This is a genomic window from Corynebacterium sp. (assembly GCF_030538285.1).
Taxonomy (GTDB): Bacteria; Actinomycetota; Actinomycetes; order Mycobacteriales; family Mycobacteriaceae; genus Corynebacterium.
The window spans coordinates 1-16,044 of sequence record NZ_JAUNUG010000009.1; the positions used below are offsets into that span (position 1 = coordinate 1).

Genomic DNA, 16,044 nt, shown 5'->3' on the forward strand with positions numbered 1-16,044 from the left:
CGAGCGCCCCAGAACGACACACCGTCGCACTGGGGCGCTCGCATTCCCGATTCCACACACCACAGCGGCCGCGGTCTTATAAGGCCCGGCTTTTCGGTATAGTCGTAGTGTTGACCCGCGCTTACGCGCACACGATCCCGATCGACCAGGCGGAGGAGGCCGAGCGTGGACCTGTTCCTGGGCGGTGTCGTTACGTTTCTGGTCCTCAATTTCGTGGTCGCGCTCGTTGCTGTCTTAAGCCGTCCGCAGCGGGGAACATGGCTACTCGTCCTCCTGCTTTCCGGCACCACGGGTGCGGCGGTGGCGGCAGTACTCTCCGCGATGGATTCCGTCTCCACCCACCGCGGGGATCTGCCTCTTACGTTTACAGCTCTTGCGGCCGTCAGCGCGTTGGTGGCGGTGGTGGGATACCGGACGCGGTTGCGTCGGCAAGCGGAAGAGGAGCCGTCTTCATGATTACCGATATTCTCGGCGGAGTGATCATTTCGGTGGGGGTGGTTTTCTTCACAGCCGGCACTATTGGGCTTATCCGCTTCCCAGATGTACGTAGCCAACTCCATGCGCTGACTAAGGCGGACAATTTGGGGCTGGGGCTGGTGTTGCTCGGCGTCGGAATCCTTTCGCAATCCCTGGTGGTCGTAGCCGCGCTGCTGTTGGTCTGGGCGGTGGCGCTGGGCTCGGCGTCGATATCCGCCCAGTCATTAGCGGAGCTGGACGCGATGGAAGAGCAAGGCAGCAAAGGAGGGGCCACCGTATGACGATGGTCGATGGTGTGCTCAGCATCGCGCTCCTCGTGTCCCTTGCCGTGATTGTGGTGGTGCCGGACCGGCGGGCACAGGTGGGTTCTTTCCTGAGTTTTGGCGTCGTTATCAGCCTGATGTGGCTCCGTCTCGGCGCCCTTGATGTGGCCTACGCAGAAGCGGCATTGGGCACCGGCATGCTCAGCGCAATCCTGGTGTGGCTGGCTGTCAGGCAACCAGCGGCACCCGGGCACTCCCAGGACCCCGGAGGGCCGGCGGCTCCACGCTGGGTCAAAGCAGCAGTCGGGCTTGCCAGTGGTGCAGTGCTCACGGTGATTCTCGGGTCGCTGGTCCTGCGTGCTGATCAACTGATGCCACAGTGGGAGCCGTCCCCCGCCATGCCCGAGGGAGTGACCCATGAGATCACCGGTGTGCTGCTGGCATTCCGCGCCTACGACACGCTGCTGGAAAGTGCGGTGCTGCTGTTTGCCGGAGTGATCGCGATCGTGCTGAGCGGTGACCGGATCCCGCGCGGACCGCAGGCAGAATTGCCTCAGGTAGCCGTGTTCTTTGTGCGTATTGCCGCACCGATATTGCTATTGCTCGGGCTGTGGTTGCTCTTTGCCGGCAGTTCCTCTTCCGGTGGTGCTTTCCAGTCCGGGGCGGTGTTGGCGGCGCTGCTTATTCTGCTGCAGATGGCGGGCGTCGATATGCAGCGTACGCATCGGCTGCTGAAACCGGCGCTCATCATCGGTGTCATCGTGTTCATCGCTGCCGCGGCGCTCGGGCCGGTGGCAGGTGACGCGTGGTTTAGCTGGCCGTCAACGGGCACATTCGCGGCCATCCTGACCGTGGAGATCGCCCTGACCATCGGTATCACCGCTGGCCTGTACCTGCTCTACCTCGGACTGGAGGAATGGACGTGACTCTCATCCAGTTCTACCTCAGTCTCGCGGTATTGCTCATCGTCGTCGGTATGGTGCGAATGTTCCTGGTACGTGACCGCGTCGCGCGCCTAGTCGCCATGAACGTCATGGGCGCTGGCACCCTGCTATTCCTTATTGCCCTGGCCGCGCGCACGCAGCCCGTGGATCCGGTGCTCACCGCGTTGGTGATTACCGGCCTGGTCATCACGGTAGCGTTTAGTGCGGTGGGTGCGTTGCTCATCTCCCGGATCGAGGAGGAGAAGCAGTGACCCTCGCGCAGTTCAGCCTCGGCGGGCTCGTGCTCCTTCCCCTGCTGGCAGGCGCACTCGCCGTCTACCCGCGGCTCGGCCGACCCCTCGGGCTCAGCATGGCGGGCATCCTTCCGGTGCTGCTGGCGCCCCTGCTGATCAGCGTCACCCGCGGCCCCGTCGAGCTCACCCTCGGTGGCTACGACGCGCCCTTAGGTATCACGCTGCGTGCCGATGGCCTCTCGCTCCTATTTCTCCTGCTCACCGCCGTGGTGGGCGGGCTGGTGACGCTTGCGGCGCGGAGGGAACGCGGTTTCTGGCCGCTGTGGCTGGGCTGCTGGGCTGGCCTCAACGCGGTGTTTGTATCCGGGGATCTGTTCAATACCTATGTCGGGCTGGAGGTTGTGGGGCTGACTGCCGTGGGCCTGGTTGCGCTGGGCGGCCCGCAGGCCCGTCTGGCCGCGCTGCGCTACCTTTTCGTGGCAGTCGCTGGTTCGCTGCTCTTCCTCGTATCCGTGGGGCTGCTGGTGGCGGTGACGGGCACCCTAGATATCGCCCAGGTGGCGCAGCGGGCGAACGAGCATCCGGAGGTACTCAGCGTGGCACTCATCCTGGCCACCATCGGTCTGGGCATGAAACTGGCATTGGCCCCCATGCACGGTTGGCTCATTCCCGCGCATGCGGCCGCCCCCAGTCCGGTGTCCCCGCTGCTTTCTGCGCTGGTGATCAAGGCGGCCTTCTTTGTGCTGCTGCGCCTCTGGCTGTGGGTGGCCACCCCGGAGCTTGTTGCGGAGCTGGCGGTGCTCACCTGGATTCTCGCCGGGGCAGGTGTGCTGGCCATCGTCGTTGGTTCCGTCATGGCGCTGCGTCAAACGCACATGAAACCACTGGTCGCCTACTCCACTGTCGCGCAGGTGGGATACTTCTTCCTCTTTTTCCCGCTCATCCCGAACGCCGCCGCGATTCCCGGTGCGCTGGCCGGCACGCTGGGGCTGGCACTCGGGCATGGCATCGCCAAGGCGGCGCTGTTCCTCGCGGCCGGCTACCTCAAGGAGCTGTATGGCACCGATGAGATCGCCCGCCTGCATGGGGTGGGCCGCGACCACCCCGGCCTGATCCTGGCGATGGGCCTGGCTGCGGTGGGCTTGGCGGGCATGCCGCTTTCCCTGTCGTTTTCCGGGAAGTGGCTGCTGAGCACCGCCGCGGTAGGCAACGGCCACTACTGGCTTTTGGCCGTGGTCGTGGTGGCTACGCTGCTCTCCGCGGCCTACCTGCTCAAACTCTTGGGCCCACTGCTCGTCGAGGAGGAGATCGAGCTGGAGAGAACTAGCTCCCTACCTGCTATCGCACTCGCCCCGCCGCTGGCCTTGGGCACGCTGACCCTGCTGTCCGGCTTCGGCGGAGTGTGGTTGATGAAGCTGCTGGAGGTGGGCGCACCATGGTAGAACTGCTGGATTATGTCCCGCTCATCATGCTGCTGACCTCGTTGGTAGCGGCCTTGCTCATCTTCCCCCTCCCGGAAGGCGCGCGGCGGGTACGGTCGACGATTAACCTGGCGGCGGCCGTCGCCAAGCTGGGGTTGGTGTTCCTGCTCTTCCCCGTAGTGCTGGATGAGGGCCTGCGCCCCGAGTTCGCCGTCCCCTTCCTCCCGGGCATTGACCTGGTGCTGCGGGTGGATGAGTTCTCGCTGTTCTTCGCCACGCTCTCGGCGGTGCTGTGGCTGCTCACCACCATCTACGCCATCGGCTACCTGGGTCAGGGCCAGCACCGCTCGCGATTCTTCGGCTTCTTCAGCCTGTGCGTCACGGCGACGGTGGGCATCTCGTTTTCCGGCAACCTCATCACTTTCCTCGTCTTCTACGAGATGCTCACGTTGGTGACGTATCCGCTGGTGGCGCACTGGGGGACGGCGGCGTCGATAAGCGCGGCGCGCCTGTACCTTCGCTACACCCTCAGCGGTGGGTTAGCGCTGCTCATGGGTGTCGTCTGGCTGACCAGTTACGCCGGACCGGTCGATTTCGCCCCCGGTGGTGCGGTGGGTGTCGCGGAGCTTGTTGACGCCCAGCCCCTCGCCGCCACCCTCATCTTCGCCCTGCTCATCGGTGGTCTGGGCGTGAAGGCGGCCCTGTTTCCCCTGCACGGCTGGCTGCCCACCGCGATGGTCGCCCCCGCCCCGGTCTCCGCTCTGCTGCACGCGGTGGCGGTGGTCAAGGCGGGTGTGTTCGGCATCGTGCGCGTCATCGATGACGTCTACGGCGTCAACGTGGCCGCCGATCTCGGCGTGCTCGATCCGCTGCTCGCCGTCGCGGTGGTGACCATCCTCTACGGCTCCTACCAGGCGCTACGTCAGAGCGATCTCAAGGCGCGGCTGGCGTATTCGACGGTCTCGCAGGTCTCCTACGTCACGCTCGGCATCGCGCTCGTGTCTGTGGCGGGTGCGACGGGCGGGGTGGTGCATCTGGTGCACCAGGGTGTCATGAAGATCACCCTGTTTTTCTGTGCCGGGTTGTTCGCGGAGGAGGCGGGCGCGAAGAAGATCCCGGAGTTGGACGGCCTGGGCAGACGCATGCCGGGCACCTCCGTGGCGTTCACGGTCGGCGCTTTCGGAATGATCGGTCTGCCACCGACAGCCGGGTTCATCTCTAAGTGGCAGCTGGGACTCGGCGCGCTGGATTCCGCGCACCCGTGGGTGATCGCCGTGCTGCTGGCCTCCTCGGTGCTCAACGCCATGTACTTCCTGCCGATCGTCTACCGCCTGTGGTTCCGCGCAGCCCCGGGTGAGCGGCTGCGCGAGCCGCTGCCCCTGCTGGTTCCCGCCTTATCGACGACCGCCCTGGTCCTTATTTTCGGCACCTTCGCGTCCGCGCCGTTCATGCCGCTGGACATCGCCGGACAAGTCGCCGAGGGGGTGTTCCGATGACCTTTGATATTCCCTGGCTGCTCTTCGGCTCCACCTTCCGACTCGATGACATCTCAGCCCCGCTCGTGGCAGTGGCGACCGTGCTCTACGCCGTGGCGCTCATCGCCTCCCGCGACCGCATGCTGCGAGTATTCCTGCTGGTCAGCTACCTGGGCAACATCGGCGTCTACCTCGCCGCCGACATCATCAGCTTCTACCTGGCGTTTGCGGTGATGAGTTTCGCGGCGGTCGGCCTGGTCATCCACACGCGCACAAAAGCCGCGCACCGGGCCACCGGCGTCTACCTGGTGATGACGGTCTTAAGCGAAACCGCCCTGCTCGCCGGTCTCTGGTTGACCGGTGCCGCCGGAGGGATGCTTATCGACGCCGCCCCCACAGCCATCGCCTCCTCCGAGCATCGCGAGCTCATCGTCGCGCTGCTCATCGTCGGTTTCGGCGTGAAGGCAGGCCTGGTGCCGCTGCATGTGTGGTTGCCACTGGCGCACCCGGCCGCACCCCCGGCGGCCAGCGCGGTGCTCTCTGGAGTGATGGTCAAGGCCGGCGTCCTCGGCTGGTTACTCTTCCTCCCCGCGGGCGTGGATGTGTTCGCCTGGGTCTTGCTCATCCTCAGCCTCCTCGGGGCTTTCGGGGCCCCGCTGATCGGCGTGCTGCAGAGCGACCCGAAGGTGATCCTGGCGTACTCGACCATCTCCCAGCTGGGTTTCCTCGGTGCGGTCATCGCCGCCGGGATGCTCCTGCCGGGGGCGTCAGTGACCGCTGCGGTGGTGGTCTACGCCGTGCACCACGGCCTGGCCAAGGGGGCACTCTTCCTCGGGGTCCCGGTATGGCAGGCCGCGGCGCCGGGCGTGCGCCGCTGGATCGCCGTGGCCGGACTCGGCTGGGCGGGCCTGGCACTCGTCGGCCTGCCTTTCACCTCCGGGGCGCTGGCCAAGTACGAGGCGAAATCATCCGTCGAGGAGCACTGGGTGTATCTGCTGCTGCCGCTGGTGGCCACCGGATCGACGCTGCTGCTCGTGCGTTTCGCGTGGGCGCTGCGGCGGATGGAGATCAAGCCGCGCAAGGTCGATGAGGAGCTGCTTGGCTGGCTCACCCTCTGCGTTCTCGGGCTCGCGCTGCCGCTCGTCTACACGCACCCCACCCCTGAGCCAGGCACCCTGTGGGACATGCTGTGGCCGCTGCTGCTGGCTATACCGCTCGGCTGGTGGCTGTGGCACCGCGCGCCCGCCGAAACGCCCGTCCCGGCGGGGGACCTCGTCGTCGTGGGTGAACACGCCCTGGCCGCCACCCGCATCACCGGCGGGGCCGGGCTGGAGCGGGTACATGGGGTGACGCGCGGCGTCGCAAAGCATTGGGCTCGGGCCTTTTCCAGTGCCGGTGAACTCACCGAACGCAGTGTGGAGGGTATCGAATCCCGCGTGCGCGTATGGACCCTTTCAGGCGTGGTCACCCTGGTTTTGTTGGGCACCCTGTTGGCCTTGGGGTGGTGGATATGATCCGGCTCCTTTTCTTCGCCGGCGTGTGGCTGCTGCTTGCCGGGTGGAACGCCGACTACCTGGCGTATGGCGTGGTTAGCGTGGTGGCAGCCACGGCGCTGAGTCACGTGCTGGTTCCGCGCTCGAATCTACGGCTGCACCCGGTGGGCACCGCTCGGCTGGTGGCGTGGTTCCTGCAGCAGACCGGCATCGGTGGAGTGGACGTGGCGCGCCGGGCTATCGCGGCGAGACCGGACATCGCCCCGGAAGTAGTCGAGACGCAGGTCTGGCTGCCGGCAGGGCCCGCCCGGCAGAGCGCGATGCTGTTGATGAACCTGATGCCCGGATCCATGGTGCAGCGCGAAACAGGCGCCGACCGCGTGGAACTGCACACCCTCAGCCCCACCCTGGAGCCCGCCCGGCAGTTCGATGAGCTGCAGCGGCGCGTGGCAGCGGCGTTCAGTCTGCCCGACCAGGCAACAGGCGATGCGGAGCGCTGAAACTGCGCTGCTCACCGCTGAGCGGATCGATAAAGGACAAGCCCGTGGACACCAGGTGCAGGGGCCGGGTGTAGTCCTCCTCCGCTTCGCTGTGGATGCGGGGGTAGACGTTATCGCCCAGGATCGGCACCCCGTGCTCCCACATGTGCAGGCGTAACTGGTGGGTGCGGCCGGTCTCCGGGGCCAGGACATAGTGCGCCAACGCGGGCTGCGGACCATGCACGGCCTCCACCTGGGCTTGTTCGGCGGCGGTGAGCGGGGTGATGTCGATAAGCTTCGTCACCGCGTTGGGCTCGCCGTCGACGATATGTCCCTGGATCTCGCCGGGGACTTTGAGCATGCGGGAACGCCACACGGTGCCGGGGTGTAGCGCGGGATCGAAACGCGCGATCGCCTCATAGGTTTTCGATACCTCACGCGCGGCGAAAAGCTGCTGGTAGGCGCCACGGACCTCGCGGCGCAGGGTGCACAGCAGCAACCCGGAGGTGAGGCGATCGAGGCGGTGCGCGGGGGTGAGCTCCGGCAGCTCCAGGGCGCGGCGCAGACGCACCGTGAGTGTCTCGGTGATGTGCTTGCCGCGCGGCATCGTCGCCAAAAACGGCGGCTTGTAGGCGACCAGGAGGTCCTCATCGCGGTAGATCACATCGATCTCATAGGGGACGGGTTCTTCCGGGGCGGGCATGCGGTAGAAGAAGACGTCCTGGCCGGGGGTGAGAACATCGTCGAAGCGGAAGGGTGTGCCGCGGCGATCGACCACGAGGCCGGCGTCGAAACGCTCCTGCAACGCGCGGGCATCATCGTCCGGGTGCCGGTGGCGCTGGGTGAGGATGAGATGACCGATCCACTCCCCGGCGCTCATCGGCGGGGCATCTGCGGGGAGGCGGGCGCGGGTGGCGGTGAGGCCATCGCGGACCGGCAGCGGCGATCGCTGTCCGCGTGGGGGCTGTACTCTGAAAGACATGGACTTTGACGCAATCCTCACACCGGCCATTGAATTCTCCTCCGAGGGTATCGGAGCGGTCATGCTCAACATCGCAGAGGTCATCTACGGCTTCCTCTACCCGGCGAACTCTGAGGCCGCGCACCCCATCGATATCCCGGCCTAAATGCAGGTGAGGCCAGGCCTCCCTCCGTGCACATGTCACGGAAACTGGTTGTAACATCCCATTCGGGCGCTGTCATCACCGGCTACAATTGTTGGTGATACTCATAAAACTCATCCTCGATAAGGAAAGGGCGGATACGAGATGACTCAGGAAGACATCGTTGTCGTTGCAGTTGACGGCTCCGCAGCCTCGCACAACGCGGTCCGATGGGCCGCGAACACGGCCAACAAGCGCGGCATTCCGCTGCGACTGGCATCTTCTTACACGATGCCGCAGTTCCTCTACGCGGAGGGCATGGTGCCGCCGCAGGAACTTTTTGATGATCTGCAGTCCGAGACCATGGAGAAGATCGACGAGGCCCGTGCCGTGGCGCACGAGGTCGCGCCGGAGCTTAAGATCGGGCACACCATCGCCGAGGGCTCCCCGATCGACATGCTCCTGGACATGTCCCGCGATGTCACGATGATCGTCATGGGCTCCCGCGGTCTCGGCGGACTGTCCGGCATGGTGATGGGTTCTGTGTCTGCGGCGGTTGTCTCCCACGCCTCCTGCCCGGTCGTGGTCGTCCGTGAGGACAACACGGTCGATGAGTCCACCAAGTACGGCCCCGTGGTCGTCGGTGTCGATGGTTCCGATGTGTCCCAGCGCGCCACTGAGATCGCCTTCGCTGAGGCCCACGCCCGTGGCGCTGAGCTGGTGGCCGTGCATACCTGGATGGACATGCAGGTCCAGGCCTCGCTGGCTGGCCTGTCCGCTGCTCAGCAGCAGTGGGAGGAGGTTGAGCGGGAGCAGGTTGACATGCTCACCGAGCGTCTCCAGCCGATGACGGATGCGCACCCGGAGGTGCAGGTCCGCAAGGTGATTACCCGTGATCGTCCGGTGCGTGCACTGGTGGAGAACTCCGAGGGCGCGCAGCTGCTCGTCGTTGGTTCCCACGGCCGTGGTGGTTTCAAGGGCATGCTGCTCGGTTCCACCTCGCGTGCGCTGTTGCAGTCGGCACCGTGCCCGATGATGGTGGTCCGCCCGGAAAACGTCTAGTTTCCGCTTATCGACGTCCCGCGTCCCCCTCGGGGGCCGCGGGATGTTGTTGTTTATGTGGGTTTCCGAAGGGTAAAGATCTGTGATCTGTCGTGCAACGATCCGATTACGTTCCGTTTCCCCATTGGACGTGTCCGGTTTTCCTGTGGCACACTAGGTATGTTCAATTACGCATGAATGACTAGCAAGGAGAACACATAATGCTCGGACTCGGAATCCTCGGTTGGATCATCATCGGCGGCCTGGCAGGCTGGATCGCCTCCAAGATCAAGGGCACCGACGCTCAGCAGGGTCTGCTGCTTAACATCGTCGTCGGTGTGGTCGGCGGTCTGCTTGGTGGCTGGCTCCTCGGCCTCTTCGGTGTCGATGTCGCCGGTGGCGGTCTGATCTTCAGCTTCCTTACCTGTCTGCTGGGTGCGGTTATCCTGCTGACCATCGTCAACATGGTCACCGGCCGCAAGAAGTAGCCTCCCAAGCTCTAAGAAACCCGCCCCGAGGGGCGGGTTTTTTCGTGCCTGACTGTTAAAAGACGTACCGGTTTGTCTATATTGTGTAGGGAAGCCAGTCCCGAACAACCCCGGAAAGGTACGTCGTGGCCGCAGGTACAGCGAAGAAGAAGACGACCACCCGTCGTCGCAACCGTCCGAGCCCGCGCCAGCGGCTGCTCGATTCCGCCACCAACCTGTTCACCACGGAGGGCATCCGCGTCATCGGCATCGACCGCATCCTCCGCGAGGCGGACGTGGCCAAGGCCTCCCTGTACTCCCTCTTCGGATCCAAGGACGCGCTGGTCATCGCCTACCTGGAAAACCTCGACGAGGCTTATCGCGCGGCCTGGGAGCAGCGCATCAAGGACCTCACGGACGCCGAGGACAAGATCCTCGCTTTCTTCGACATGGCCATCGCCGAGGAACCGGACAAGGACTTCCGCGGCTCCCATTTCCAGAACGCCGCCAACGAATACCCCCGCCCCGAGGCGGAATCAGAGCACGGCATTGTCGCCGCCGCCCGGGAGCACCGCCGGTGGATGCACCAGACGATGACCGATCTGTTGAGCGCCAAGAACGGCTACCCCTCGGCCACGCAGGCCAACCAGTTGCTCATCTTCCTCGACGGTGGGCTGGCCGGGGCGCGCTTTGCCCGGGAGGTCACTCCTTTGCAGACTGCTCGGGATCTGGCGCGTCAGATGCTGTCGGCTCCGCCGGCGGATTACTCGATTTAGCCTGCTTTCTCGCTTTCCGCTTGGCGGTGAATGCGGCGATCTTTTTCACCGTGGGCCGCTGCTCGAAGCGGGCGATCTTTTCCTTGGTGCGTTCGCTCTGGACTTCTGCGCGGACCTTCTGCTTCTCTTTCGCCAAGGCTTTCGCCGCGGCGCGTTTCTCGGCGAGTTCCGCCTCGCGGGCCTCCTGCTCCTCCTTGAGCTCCGCCCGGATCGCCGGGATCTTCCACGGCATCAGCGCGCCCTTCGCCTTGCGGCCGCGAATACTCCACTTGCGGCGCCGCTTCGCGCGGATCTTCTCCTTGACCGCATCGCGTCGGGCATTGGAGAAGTCCCGGAAATCCTCACTGAGTGGGTACTTATGGTGTACCAGCGGGTAGAGGATGAGGGTCTGCACCAAGGTCCACAGGTTGTTGGCGAACCAGTAGAGGATGATCGCCACCGGCAGGGGGCCTGTCAGCGCCAGGGAGAGCAGCAGGATCGGCACGAATACCACCATGCCGATGAGGAAGCCGTTCAGCTTGCGGGCGAGAGCAGATTCCCAGTCAATAGTCTGGTAGTTGCGCCACACGGAGACCAGCATGTTCACGGTGGTGAACACGATCGCGGCGATGAGGAAAGGCATGATGAAATCCCGCACCGCCTCGCTGGTGGTGCCCAAGCGGGTGAGCGCGTCCACGGGCATGGCGATATACGCCGGCAGGGGAACGCCGCCAACGGTGGCGTCGAGAAAAGCATTGATCTCGTCGGCGTTGAGGAAACCGATCCGGGTGTCCGGGGCTACTCCCTCCAGCCCGCCCTGGGGGCGGGCCATCCGTAGGAGAACCTGGTAAAGGCCCAGGAAGACCGGAATCTGGATGAGGGCAGGCACACAACCCGCCGCCACGCTATGCCCGTGGCTTTCCTTGAGCTCTTTTTCTTTCCGCTCATACTCCAGGTAGGACTCCCGGTCCGTCTTCTCCGCGTACTCCTCCTTGAGGGCCGCCAGGGCGGGGCGCATGACAACGGTGATGCGGGCGGATTTCGCCATCGCCCAGAAAAACGGGATAAGAAAGGAACGCACCGTTAGCACGAGACAGAACATGGAGACCAGCCACGCGGTGGAGTCGTTCATCCCGAACACCGAGTGCAGCAGAAGGTGCCACAGTTTGAGGATTCCGGAGACCGGATAAATAAACGGTTCCAGCACGGTGGTAAGTCACCTGACCTTTTCTACGGTTCGGGCGTGCAGGGGTTAGACTGCAGGGAGCTTCCCGTCGATCGTAGCGTTATCCAGGAGTAAATCCCGCATGAGTCATCGCGCCAGTGATGGCCGGAACCCGTCCCGGCCGGGATTCAGCATCACCCAGTTCCTCGGTGAGTTGCTGCTCACCGTCGGCGTGGTGATCCTCCTGTTCGCCTTCTACGAGTCCTACTGGACGAATATCGCCTCTGGGCGGCTGCAGGATGAGAAGGCCTCCGCCCTGGAGGCGCGCTGGGGCGAAGATGAGGGTGAGCGGGTCAATCCCCGCCAGCGCCTGACCCCTGAGCTCGGCGAGGCTTTTGCCCGTATGTACATTCCGGCTTTCGGCTCGGATTTCCAATTCGCCATTGTCGAAGGCACCAACGACGCGGATCTCATCGCCGGGCCGGGCCGCTACGTGGAGACCCAGATGCCCGGTGAGGCCGGTAACTTCGCCGTCGCCGGGCATCGCGTGGGCAAGGGTGCGCCTTTCAATGACCTGGGCAATCTGCAGGTATGTGACGCCATCGTCGTGGAAACGCAGACGGAGTGGATCACCTACCGGGTGCTGCCGATCGAGGCTGCGGCGGATGCCCGGCGGGCGGCGGCCACCGGGTGTTTGACCCCGGAACAGGTCGAACGCGTCACGGGTGGTGAATACGCCTCCGTCCAGGGCCGCTACATCACCCTGCCGGGCGCCATCGAGGTGATCAACCCGGTGCCGGGTCTGGCCGCCACGCAGGTTGATCCGGAGATGGAGGGCCTGATCACGCTGACGACGTGTCATCCGCAGTTCTCCAACGCAGAGCGCATGATTGTGCACGCCATGGAGGTCGAGGCGACCCCGAAGATCGCCGGGCAGCGACCGGCAGTACTGGAGGAAAGCTAAATGTACGGACCCCTGTGGCGCGCCCTGCCCGGCCCCTGGCCGGTCAAGCTCATTGTTGTACTCATCCTCGTGGCGGCCGTGTTCCTCCTGCTCATGGAGGTTGTCTTCCCCTGGGTGTCCACCCTCATGCCCTACGCGGACGTGGCGGTCTAGAGCCCGAGGTTGGCGATGACCTCCTTGGCCACCAACTCGGCCTTGAGGGACTGCTCCTGGTTGCTGAACACCACCACAGCGCGGTTGTCCTTCTGCACCGCGTAGAGCGAGCCCTCCCAGTCCGGGACCATGCCGCCGCCGGCGCGCCCGCCGGACCAGCCCTCAGGTTCCTCGGCGGGTTCAGTGACGTCGATGGGTGCTGCCCAGTCCACGACCTGGATCGCGGCATCCGTATCCGGCATGTCCCGCACGATGACGCTCAGGTGCGGTCCTTCCGGGTAGGACCAGTACACGCAGGCCGGCGTGTCGAATCGCTTATCGACACCCACCCCCAGCGTCCGCTGCCCGTTCGTGTCGGATACCCACTGGGTATCCAGGTAGGGGCACTCCTCGAAGGACTCCCGTCCTGCGGGGATCTCCGGCAGCGCGTCGTGCGGCAGGCCGGAGTCAGCGGCTGGGGGTGCCTCCTCGGTGGTGGTGTGGACGGGGGCGTCGATAAGCTCCTCCTCGGCGGCACATCCGACCAGGGCGGCACTGAGGGCGAGCACGGGAAGTAGGCTGACACGCATGGAGACCAGCCTAGAGCCACGGGGGGATATCGAGAAGTTCGGGCGGACGCGCGCCCCGGATGAGGATGCGCTGACCGACGGTGTCCACATCCTCACGACTGTGCTGCTCATCGCCGCGCTGGTGTCGTCCGTCAACCTCCCTTTCGGTGAGGCAGCGCTCAACCTGCTGCTGTGCTCCGGTTTCGCGGTGCTCTACTTCTACGGCACGGCACTAGCGCCCGGGTGGCGGGAGAGCACGAAGCTCGCCTGGCTGGCCAGCCTGACCATGCTGTGGGTGCTGGCGATGCTCACCTCCCCGGTGGGCATCTACCTGGTGTTCTCCCTGTTCTTTCTTTATCTGCAGGTCATGGACGATATCCGGGGTGTCGTCGCGGTCATCGCCGCCACCTTAGCCTCGGTGTTCACGCAGGTGCCGGGCGGGCTGACCGTAGGCGGAGTGATGGGGCCGGCGGTATCCGCGGCGGTGGTTCTGGCGATCCACTACGCATTCCGGACCCTGGTACGCATCAACCGGGAACGTGAGGAGCTCATCGAACAGCTGATGGCCACCCGGACCCAACTCGCGGAAACCGAAAGGGCCGCCGGTGTGACAGAGGAGCGCCAGCGTCTCGCCCACGAGATCCACGACACCGTCGCCCAGGGTTTGTCGAGCATCCAGATGCTGCTGCACTCCGCCGAGCGGGACCTGCAGAAAACGGGACTGAGTGAGGAGGAACTCGCCAGCCCCACCCGCTTCCTCCAGCTCGCCCGCACCACCGCCAAAGACAACCTCGGCGAGGCCCGCGCCATGATCGCCGCCCTCCAGCCGGCCTCGCTGGCGGAGACCTCCCTGGAAGGTGCCCTGCAGCGCATGGCCGATGGCTTCGCCGCCGCCGGGGAGCTGAGCATCGAGGTCGGTGTCGAAGGGGAGGAACGCCAGCTGCCCATGAAGGCGGAGGCCGCGCTGCTGCGGATCGCGCAGGGGGCGGTGGGCAATGTGGCCAAGCACGCCCGCGCCAGTCGCTGCCGGGTGACGGTGACCTACGAACTTGATGAGGTACGCGTCGATATCGTCGACAACGGGCAAGGCTTCGATGTCACCGAGGTCAACGAGCGGCCCGCCGGACTGGGACATGTCGGGCTCGCTGCGATGCGCCGTCGCGCCGCCGAACAAGGTGGGGTGGTGGAGGTCGAGTCCACGCCCGGCTACGGCACCGCTGTATCTGTGGCCCTGCCCGTTCCGACTACACTCGACACAGTGAAACCGACCGAGGAAGGGGTCTGATGCTCTCATGATCCGAGTGCTGCTGGCCGATGATCATGAAATCGTCCGGATGGGGCTGCGCGCCGTGCTGGAGGACGCCGAAGACATTGAGGTGGTGGGCGAGGTCGCCACAGCGGATGCCGCTGTCGCCGCCGCCCAGGCCGGGGGCATCGACGTGCTGCTCATGGACCTGCGTTTCGGCCCCGGCGTGGAAGGCACCCGGGTGACCACCGGCGCGGAGGCCACCGCCCGGATCAAGGCCTCCATGTCCAACCCGCCGCAGGTGCTGGTGGTGACCAACTACGACACCGACGCCGACATCCTCGGTGCCATCGAGGCCGGCGCGGTCGGCTACATGCTCAAAGACGCCCCGCCGACGGAACTGCTGGCCGCGGTGCGTTCGGCCGCCGAAGGGGATTCGGCACTGTCCCCGGTCGTCGCCGACCGGCTGATGACGCGCGTGCGAACCCCCCGCACCTCACTGACCCCCCGGGAACTAGAAGTGCTCACCCTCGTCGCTGGCGGATCCTCCAACCGGGAGATCGGCCATGAGCTCATGCTCTCGGAGGCGACGGTGAAATCCCACCTCGTCCACATCTACGACAAGCTGGGGGTGCGTTCGCGGACTTCCGCCGTGGCGGCCGCCCGCGAACAGGGTGTGCTCTAAGAGCCGCTAGGCGTGGGCCGCGTCGTAGGCCTCGATGATGCTGGCCGCGATCTTGCCGCGGTCAGAGACCTCCATGTTCTTGGAGCGTGCCCACTCGCGGATCGCGCGGGAACGCTCGCGCTTCGCAGCGGCCGAGGGCCCGGAAGTGCGGGTGGTTTTAGTAGCGCCGGTGTCCTTGCGTGCGGCGTCGACCCACGGCTGGAGATCCTTGTGGAATGCGGCGGCATTCTTTTCCGAGAGATCGATGATGTAATTGTTACCGTCAACGCTGAAGCGAATGATGTTCACCTCATCGTCCTTGAGCGGTGAGTTGTCGAGGTCATCGAAATACTGGGTGATTTCACGGCGAGCCATGACTTAATTCTCCTCTATTGCGGTTATTGACATTTCTCATCTTAAACGCATTTCGCTGACAATGTGCGGACGGGTAAATGCCAATAGCCTGTAGAGAAGAAAAGGTCTCTATTAGCCGCGGGCCAGGCGATCCTGGATTTCCTGGGTCACGCCGTCAATATCGCGGGAGATGGTGGCGTGCGCGCGGCGACGCTGCTCCGGGGTCATGAATTCGGCGTTGTCGGTGGCAGAGTGCAATTCCTGCAGACGGTCCCCCACATCCTGCACGAAGCCCTTCGGCAGGTGATCATCGTCGAGGGAACGCTGAATACCGTCGATGCGGGCCTTGATCTCAGCGCCGTGGCCGGAGAACTGGGCGAGCTGATCGGCGGAGACGCCGAGGCGGCGCGCGCGGGTGTCCACGAGCTTTTCCCGGCCGGCGGTAATGGCGCGGTAAATGACCGGCAGAAGAACCGGCAGTGCAACGCGCGCAAATCCCGCATAACGCTTGAAGGTGCCGGCATTGAGGCGACCCTGCTTCATCTGCTCGAGGGTATTCTCGGCCATTTTCCGCTCGTGCTTACGCTTGGCCTTGAGGCCCTTCTTCTCTTCCTTGAGAAGGTCCTTCTCGAACTTCTGCAGAAGCTTCTCCTGCTTCAACTGCAGTTTCGCCTCTTGCTTGGCGTCATGCTTCGCGCGTGCCTTGGCGGCCTGGATCTCTGCCTTGGTCTTGGCGCGGCTCTTGCGGATCGCCTCGAAAATGCCCATGTTGATCAGCCTTAAGTAGTTGTTGTCACGT

General features: G+C 64.8%; 21 protein-coding genes. 16 read left to right on the plus strand and 5 right to left on the minus strand.

Going from position 1 to position 16,044, the window contains the following annotated elements; translation table 11 throughout:
• Positions 1-165 precede the first annotated feature (165 nt).
• From Q4G50_RS04550 to Q4G50_RS04585, 8 genes are read left to right on the plus strand one after another with little or no spacing between them, the layout of a single operon-like run.
• Positions 166-456, plus strand: coding sequence for a hypothetical protein (locus Q4G50_RS04550; RefSeq protein ID WP_303376460.1), 291 nt, complete (start codon positions 166-168; stop codon positions 454-456).
• Positions 453-758 carry a monovalent cation/H(+) antiporter subunit G gene (locus Q4G50_RS04555; protein WP_303376461.1) on the plus strand — a complete coding sequence of 102 codons (306 nt, stop codon included), beginning with the start codon at positions 453-455 and terminating at the stop codon, positions 756-758. The genes Q4G50_RS04550 and Q4G50_RS04555 overlap by 4 nt, the downstream gene beginning before the upstream one ends.
• On the plus strand, positions 755-1,666 hold the full coding sequence (locus Q4G50_RS04560) for a hydrogenase subunit MbhD domain-containing protein (protein WP_303376462.1): 912 nt from the start codon (positions 755-757) through the stop codon (positions 1,664-1,666). Before Q4G50_RS04555 ends, Q4G50_RS04560 begins: the two co-directional genes overlap by 4 nt.
• Positions 1,663-1,935, plus strand: a complete 273-nt coding sequence (locus tag Q4G50_RS04565; protein WP_303376463.1) for an NADH-quinone oxidoreductase subunit K — start codon at positions 1,663-1,665, stop codon at positions 1,933-1,935. The genes Q4G50_RS04560 and Q4G50_RS04565 overlap by 4 nt, the downstream gene beginning before the upstream one ends.
• A complete protein-coding gene (locus tag Q4G50_RS04570) occupies positions 1,932-3,359 on the plus strand; it encodes a complex I subunit 5 family protein (protein ID WP_303376464.1) in 1,428 nt (475 codons plus the stop codon). The genes Q4G50_RS04565 and Q4G50_RS04570 overlap by 4 nt, the downstream gene beginning before the upstream one ends.
• Positions 3,353-4,834 carry a complex I subunit 5 family protein gene (locus tag Q4G50_RS04575; protein WP_303376465.1) on the plus strand — a complete coding sequence of 494 codons (1,482 nt, stop codon included), beginning with the start codon at positions 3,353-3,355 and terminating at the stop codon, positions 4,832-4,834. The genes Q4G50_RS04570 and Q4G50_RS04575 overlap by 7 nt, the downstream gene beginning before the upstream one ends.
• Positions 4,831-6,327, plus strand: coding sequence for a proton-conducting transporter membrane subunit (locus Q4G50_RS04580; protein ID WP_303376466.1), 1,497 nt, complete (start codon positions 4,831-4,833; stop codon positions 6,325-6,327). Before Q4G50_RS04575 ends, Q4G50_RS04580 begins: the two co-directional genes overlap by 4 nt.
• The gene (locus tag Q4G50_RS04585; RefSeq protein ID WP_303376467.1) at positions 6,324-6,806 is read left to right on the plus strand and encodes a Na+/H+ antiporter subunit E; all 483 of its coding nucleotides are present in this window, start codon (positions 6,324-6,326) and stop codon (positions 6,804-6,806) included. The genes Q4G50_RS04580 and Q4G50_RS04585 overlap by 4 nt, the downstream gene beginning before the upstream one ends.
• Here the strand turns inward: Q4G50_RS04585 and Q4G50_RS04590 are convergent.
• Complete coding sequence (locus Q4G50_RS04590; RefSeq protein WP_303376468.1) at positions 6,766-7,830, minus strand: pseudouridine synthase; 1,065 nt, start codon at positions 7,828-7,830, stop codon at positions 6,766-6,768. The genes Q4G50_RS04585 and Q4G50_RS04590 overlap by 41 nt on opposite strands.
• On the opposite strand from Q4G50_RS04590, the gene Q4G50_RS04595 reads away from it, so the two are divergent.
• The 4 genes from Q4G50_RS04595 to Q4G50_RS04610 all read left to right on the plus strand — a co-directional run bounded on the left by Q4G50_RS04595 (position 7,766) and on the right by Q4G50_RS04610 (position 10,172).
• Positions 7,766-7,912, plus strand: a complete 147-nt coding sequence (locus tag Q4G50_RS04595) for a hypothetical protein (RefSeq protein WP_303376469.1) — start codon at positions 7,766-7,768, stop codon at positions 7,910-7,912. The two genes, Q4G50_RS04590 and Q4G50_RS04595, sit on opposite strands and share 65 nt — an antisense overlap.
• Before the next feature lie 141 nt (positions 7,913-8,053).
• On the plus strand, positions 8,054-8,950 hold the full coding sequence (locus Q4G50_RS04600) for a universal stress protein (RefSeq protein WP_303376470.1): 897 nt from the start codon (positions 8,054-8,056) through the stop codon (positions 8,948-8,950).
• A gap of 200 nt (positions 8,951-9,150) precedes the next feature.
• Positions 9,151-9,417, plus strand: a complete 267-nt coding sequence (locus Q4G50_RS04605) for a GlsB/YeaQ/YmgE family stress response membrane protein (protein WP_303376471.1) — start codon at positions 9,151-9,153, stop codon at positions 9,415-9,417.
• Positions 9,418-9,542: 125 nt separating this feature from the next.
• Entirely contained in the window at positions 9,543-10,172 is a 630-nt protein-coding gene (locus Q4G50_RS04610; protein ID WP_303376472.1) for a TetR/AcrR family transcriptional regulator, read from the plus strand.
• On the opposite strand, the gene yidC is transcribed toward Q4G50_RS04610, so the two are convergent.
• Entirely contained in the window at positions 10,099-11,358 is a 1,260-nt protein-coding gene (gene yidC, locus Q4G50_RS04615; protein ID WP_303376473.1) for a membrane protein insertase YidC, read from the minus strand. The genes Q4G50_RS04610 and yidC overlap by 74 nt on opposite strands.
• 100 nt (positions 11,359-11,458) lie before the next feature.
• Here yidC and Q4G50_RS04620 point away from each other — a divergent pair, with 100 nt between their 5' ends.
• Entirely contained in the window at positions 11,459-12,280 is an 822-nt protein-coding gene (locus Q4G50_RS04620; protein WP_303376474.1) for a class E sortase, read from the plus strand.
• Positions 12,281-12,433 carry a hypothetical protein gene (locus Q4G50_RS04625; RefSeq protein ID WP_303376475.1) on the plus strand — a complete coding sequence of 51 codons (153 nt, stop codon included), beginning with the start codon at positions 12,281-12,283 and terminating at the stop codon, positions 12,431-12,433. It abuts the gene before it with no gap.
• Here the strand turns inward: Q4G50_RS04625 and Q4G50_RS04630 are convergent.
• Entirely contained in the window at positions 12,430-13,002 is a 573-nt protein-coding gene (locus Q4G50_RS04630) for a DUF2020 domain-containing protein (protein ID WP_303376476.1), read from the minus strand. The two genes, Q4G50_RS04625 and Q4G50_RS04630, sit on opposite strands and share 4 nt — an antisense overlap.
• On the opposite strand from Q4G50_RS04630, the gene Q4G50_RS04635 reads away from it, so the two are divergent.
• Together Q4G50_RS04635 and Q4G50_RS04640 are read left to right on the plus strand one after the other, a co-directional pair.
• Positions 13,001-14,266 carry a sensor histidine kinase gene (locus Q4G50_RS04635; RefSeq protein WP_303376477.1) on the plus strand — a complete coding sequence of 422 codons (1,266 nt, stop codon included), beginning with the start codon at positions 13,001-13,003 and terminating at the stop codon, positions 14,264-14,266. The genes Q4G50_RS04630 and Q4G50_RS04635 overlap by 2 nt on opposite strands.
• Before the next feature lie 7 nt (positions 14,267-14,273).
• On the plus strand, positions 14,274-14,912 hold the full coding sequence (locus Q4G50_RS04640) for a response regulator transcription factor (RefSeq protein ID WP_303376478.1): 639 nt from the start codon (positions 14,274-14,276) through the stop codon (positions 14,910-14,912).
• 6 nt (positions 14,913-14,918) lie between these two features.
• Here Q4G50_RS04640 and Q4G50_RS04645 read toward each other — a convergent pair whose 3' ends face one another.
• Together Q4G50_RS04645 and Q4G50_RS04650 are read right to left on the minus strand one after the other, a co-directional pair.
• A complete protein-coding gene (locus Q4G50_RS04645; RefSeq protein ID WP_303376479.1) occupies positions 14,919-15,266 on the minus strand; it encodes an Lsr2 family protein in 348 nt (115 codons plus the stop codon).
• A gap of 111 nt (positions 15,267-15,377) precedes the next feature.
• Positions 15,378-16,013 carry a DUF6474 family protein gene (locus Q4G50_RS04650; protein ID WP_303376528.1) on the minus strand — a complete coding sequence of 212 codons (636 nt, stop codon included), beginning with the start codon at positions 16,011-16,013 and terminating at the stop codon, positions 15,378-15,380.
• Positions 16,014-16,044: the final 31 nt, after the last annotated feature.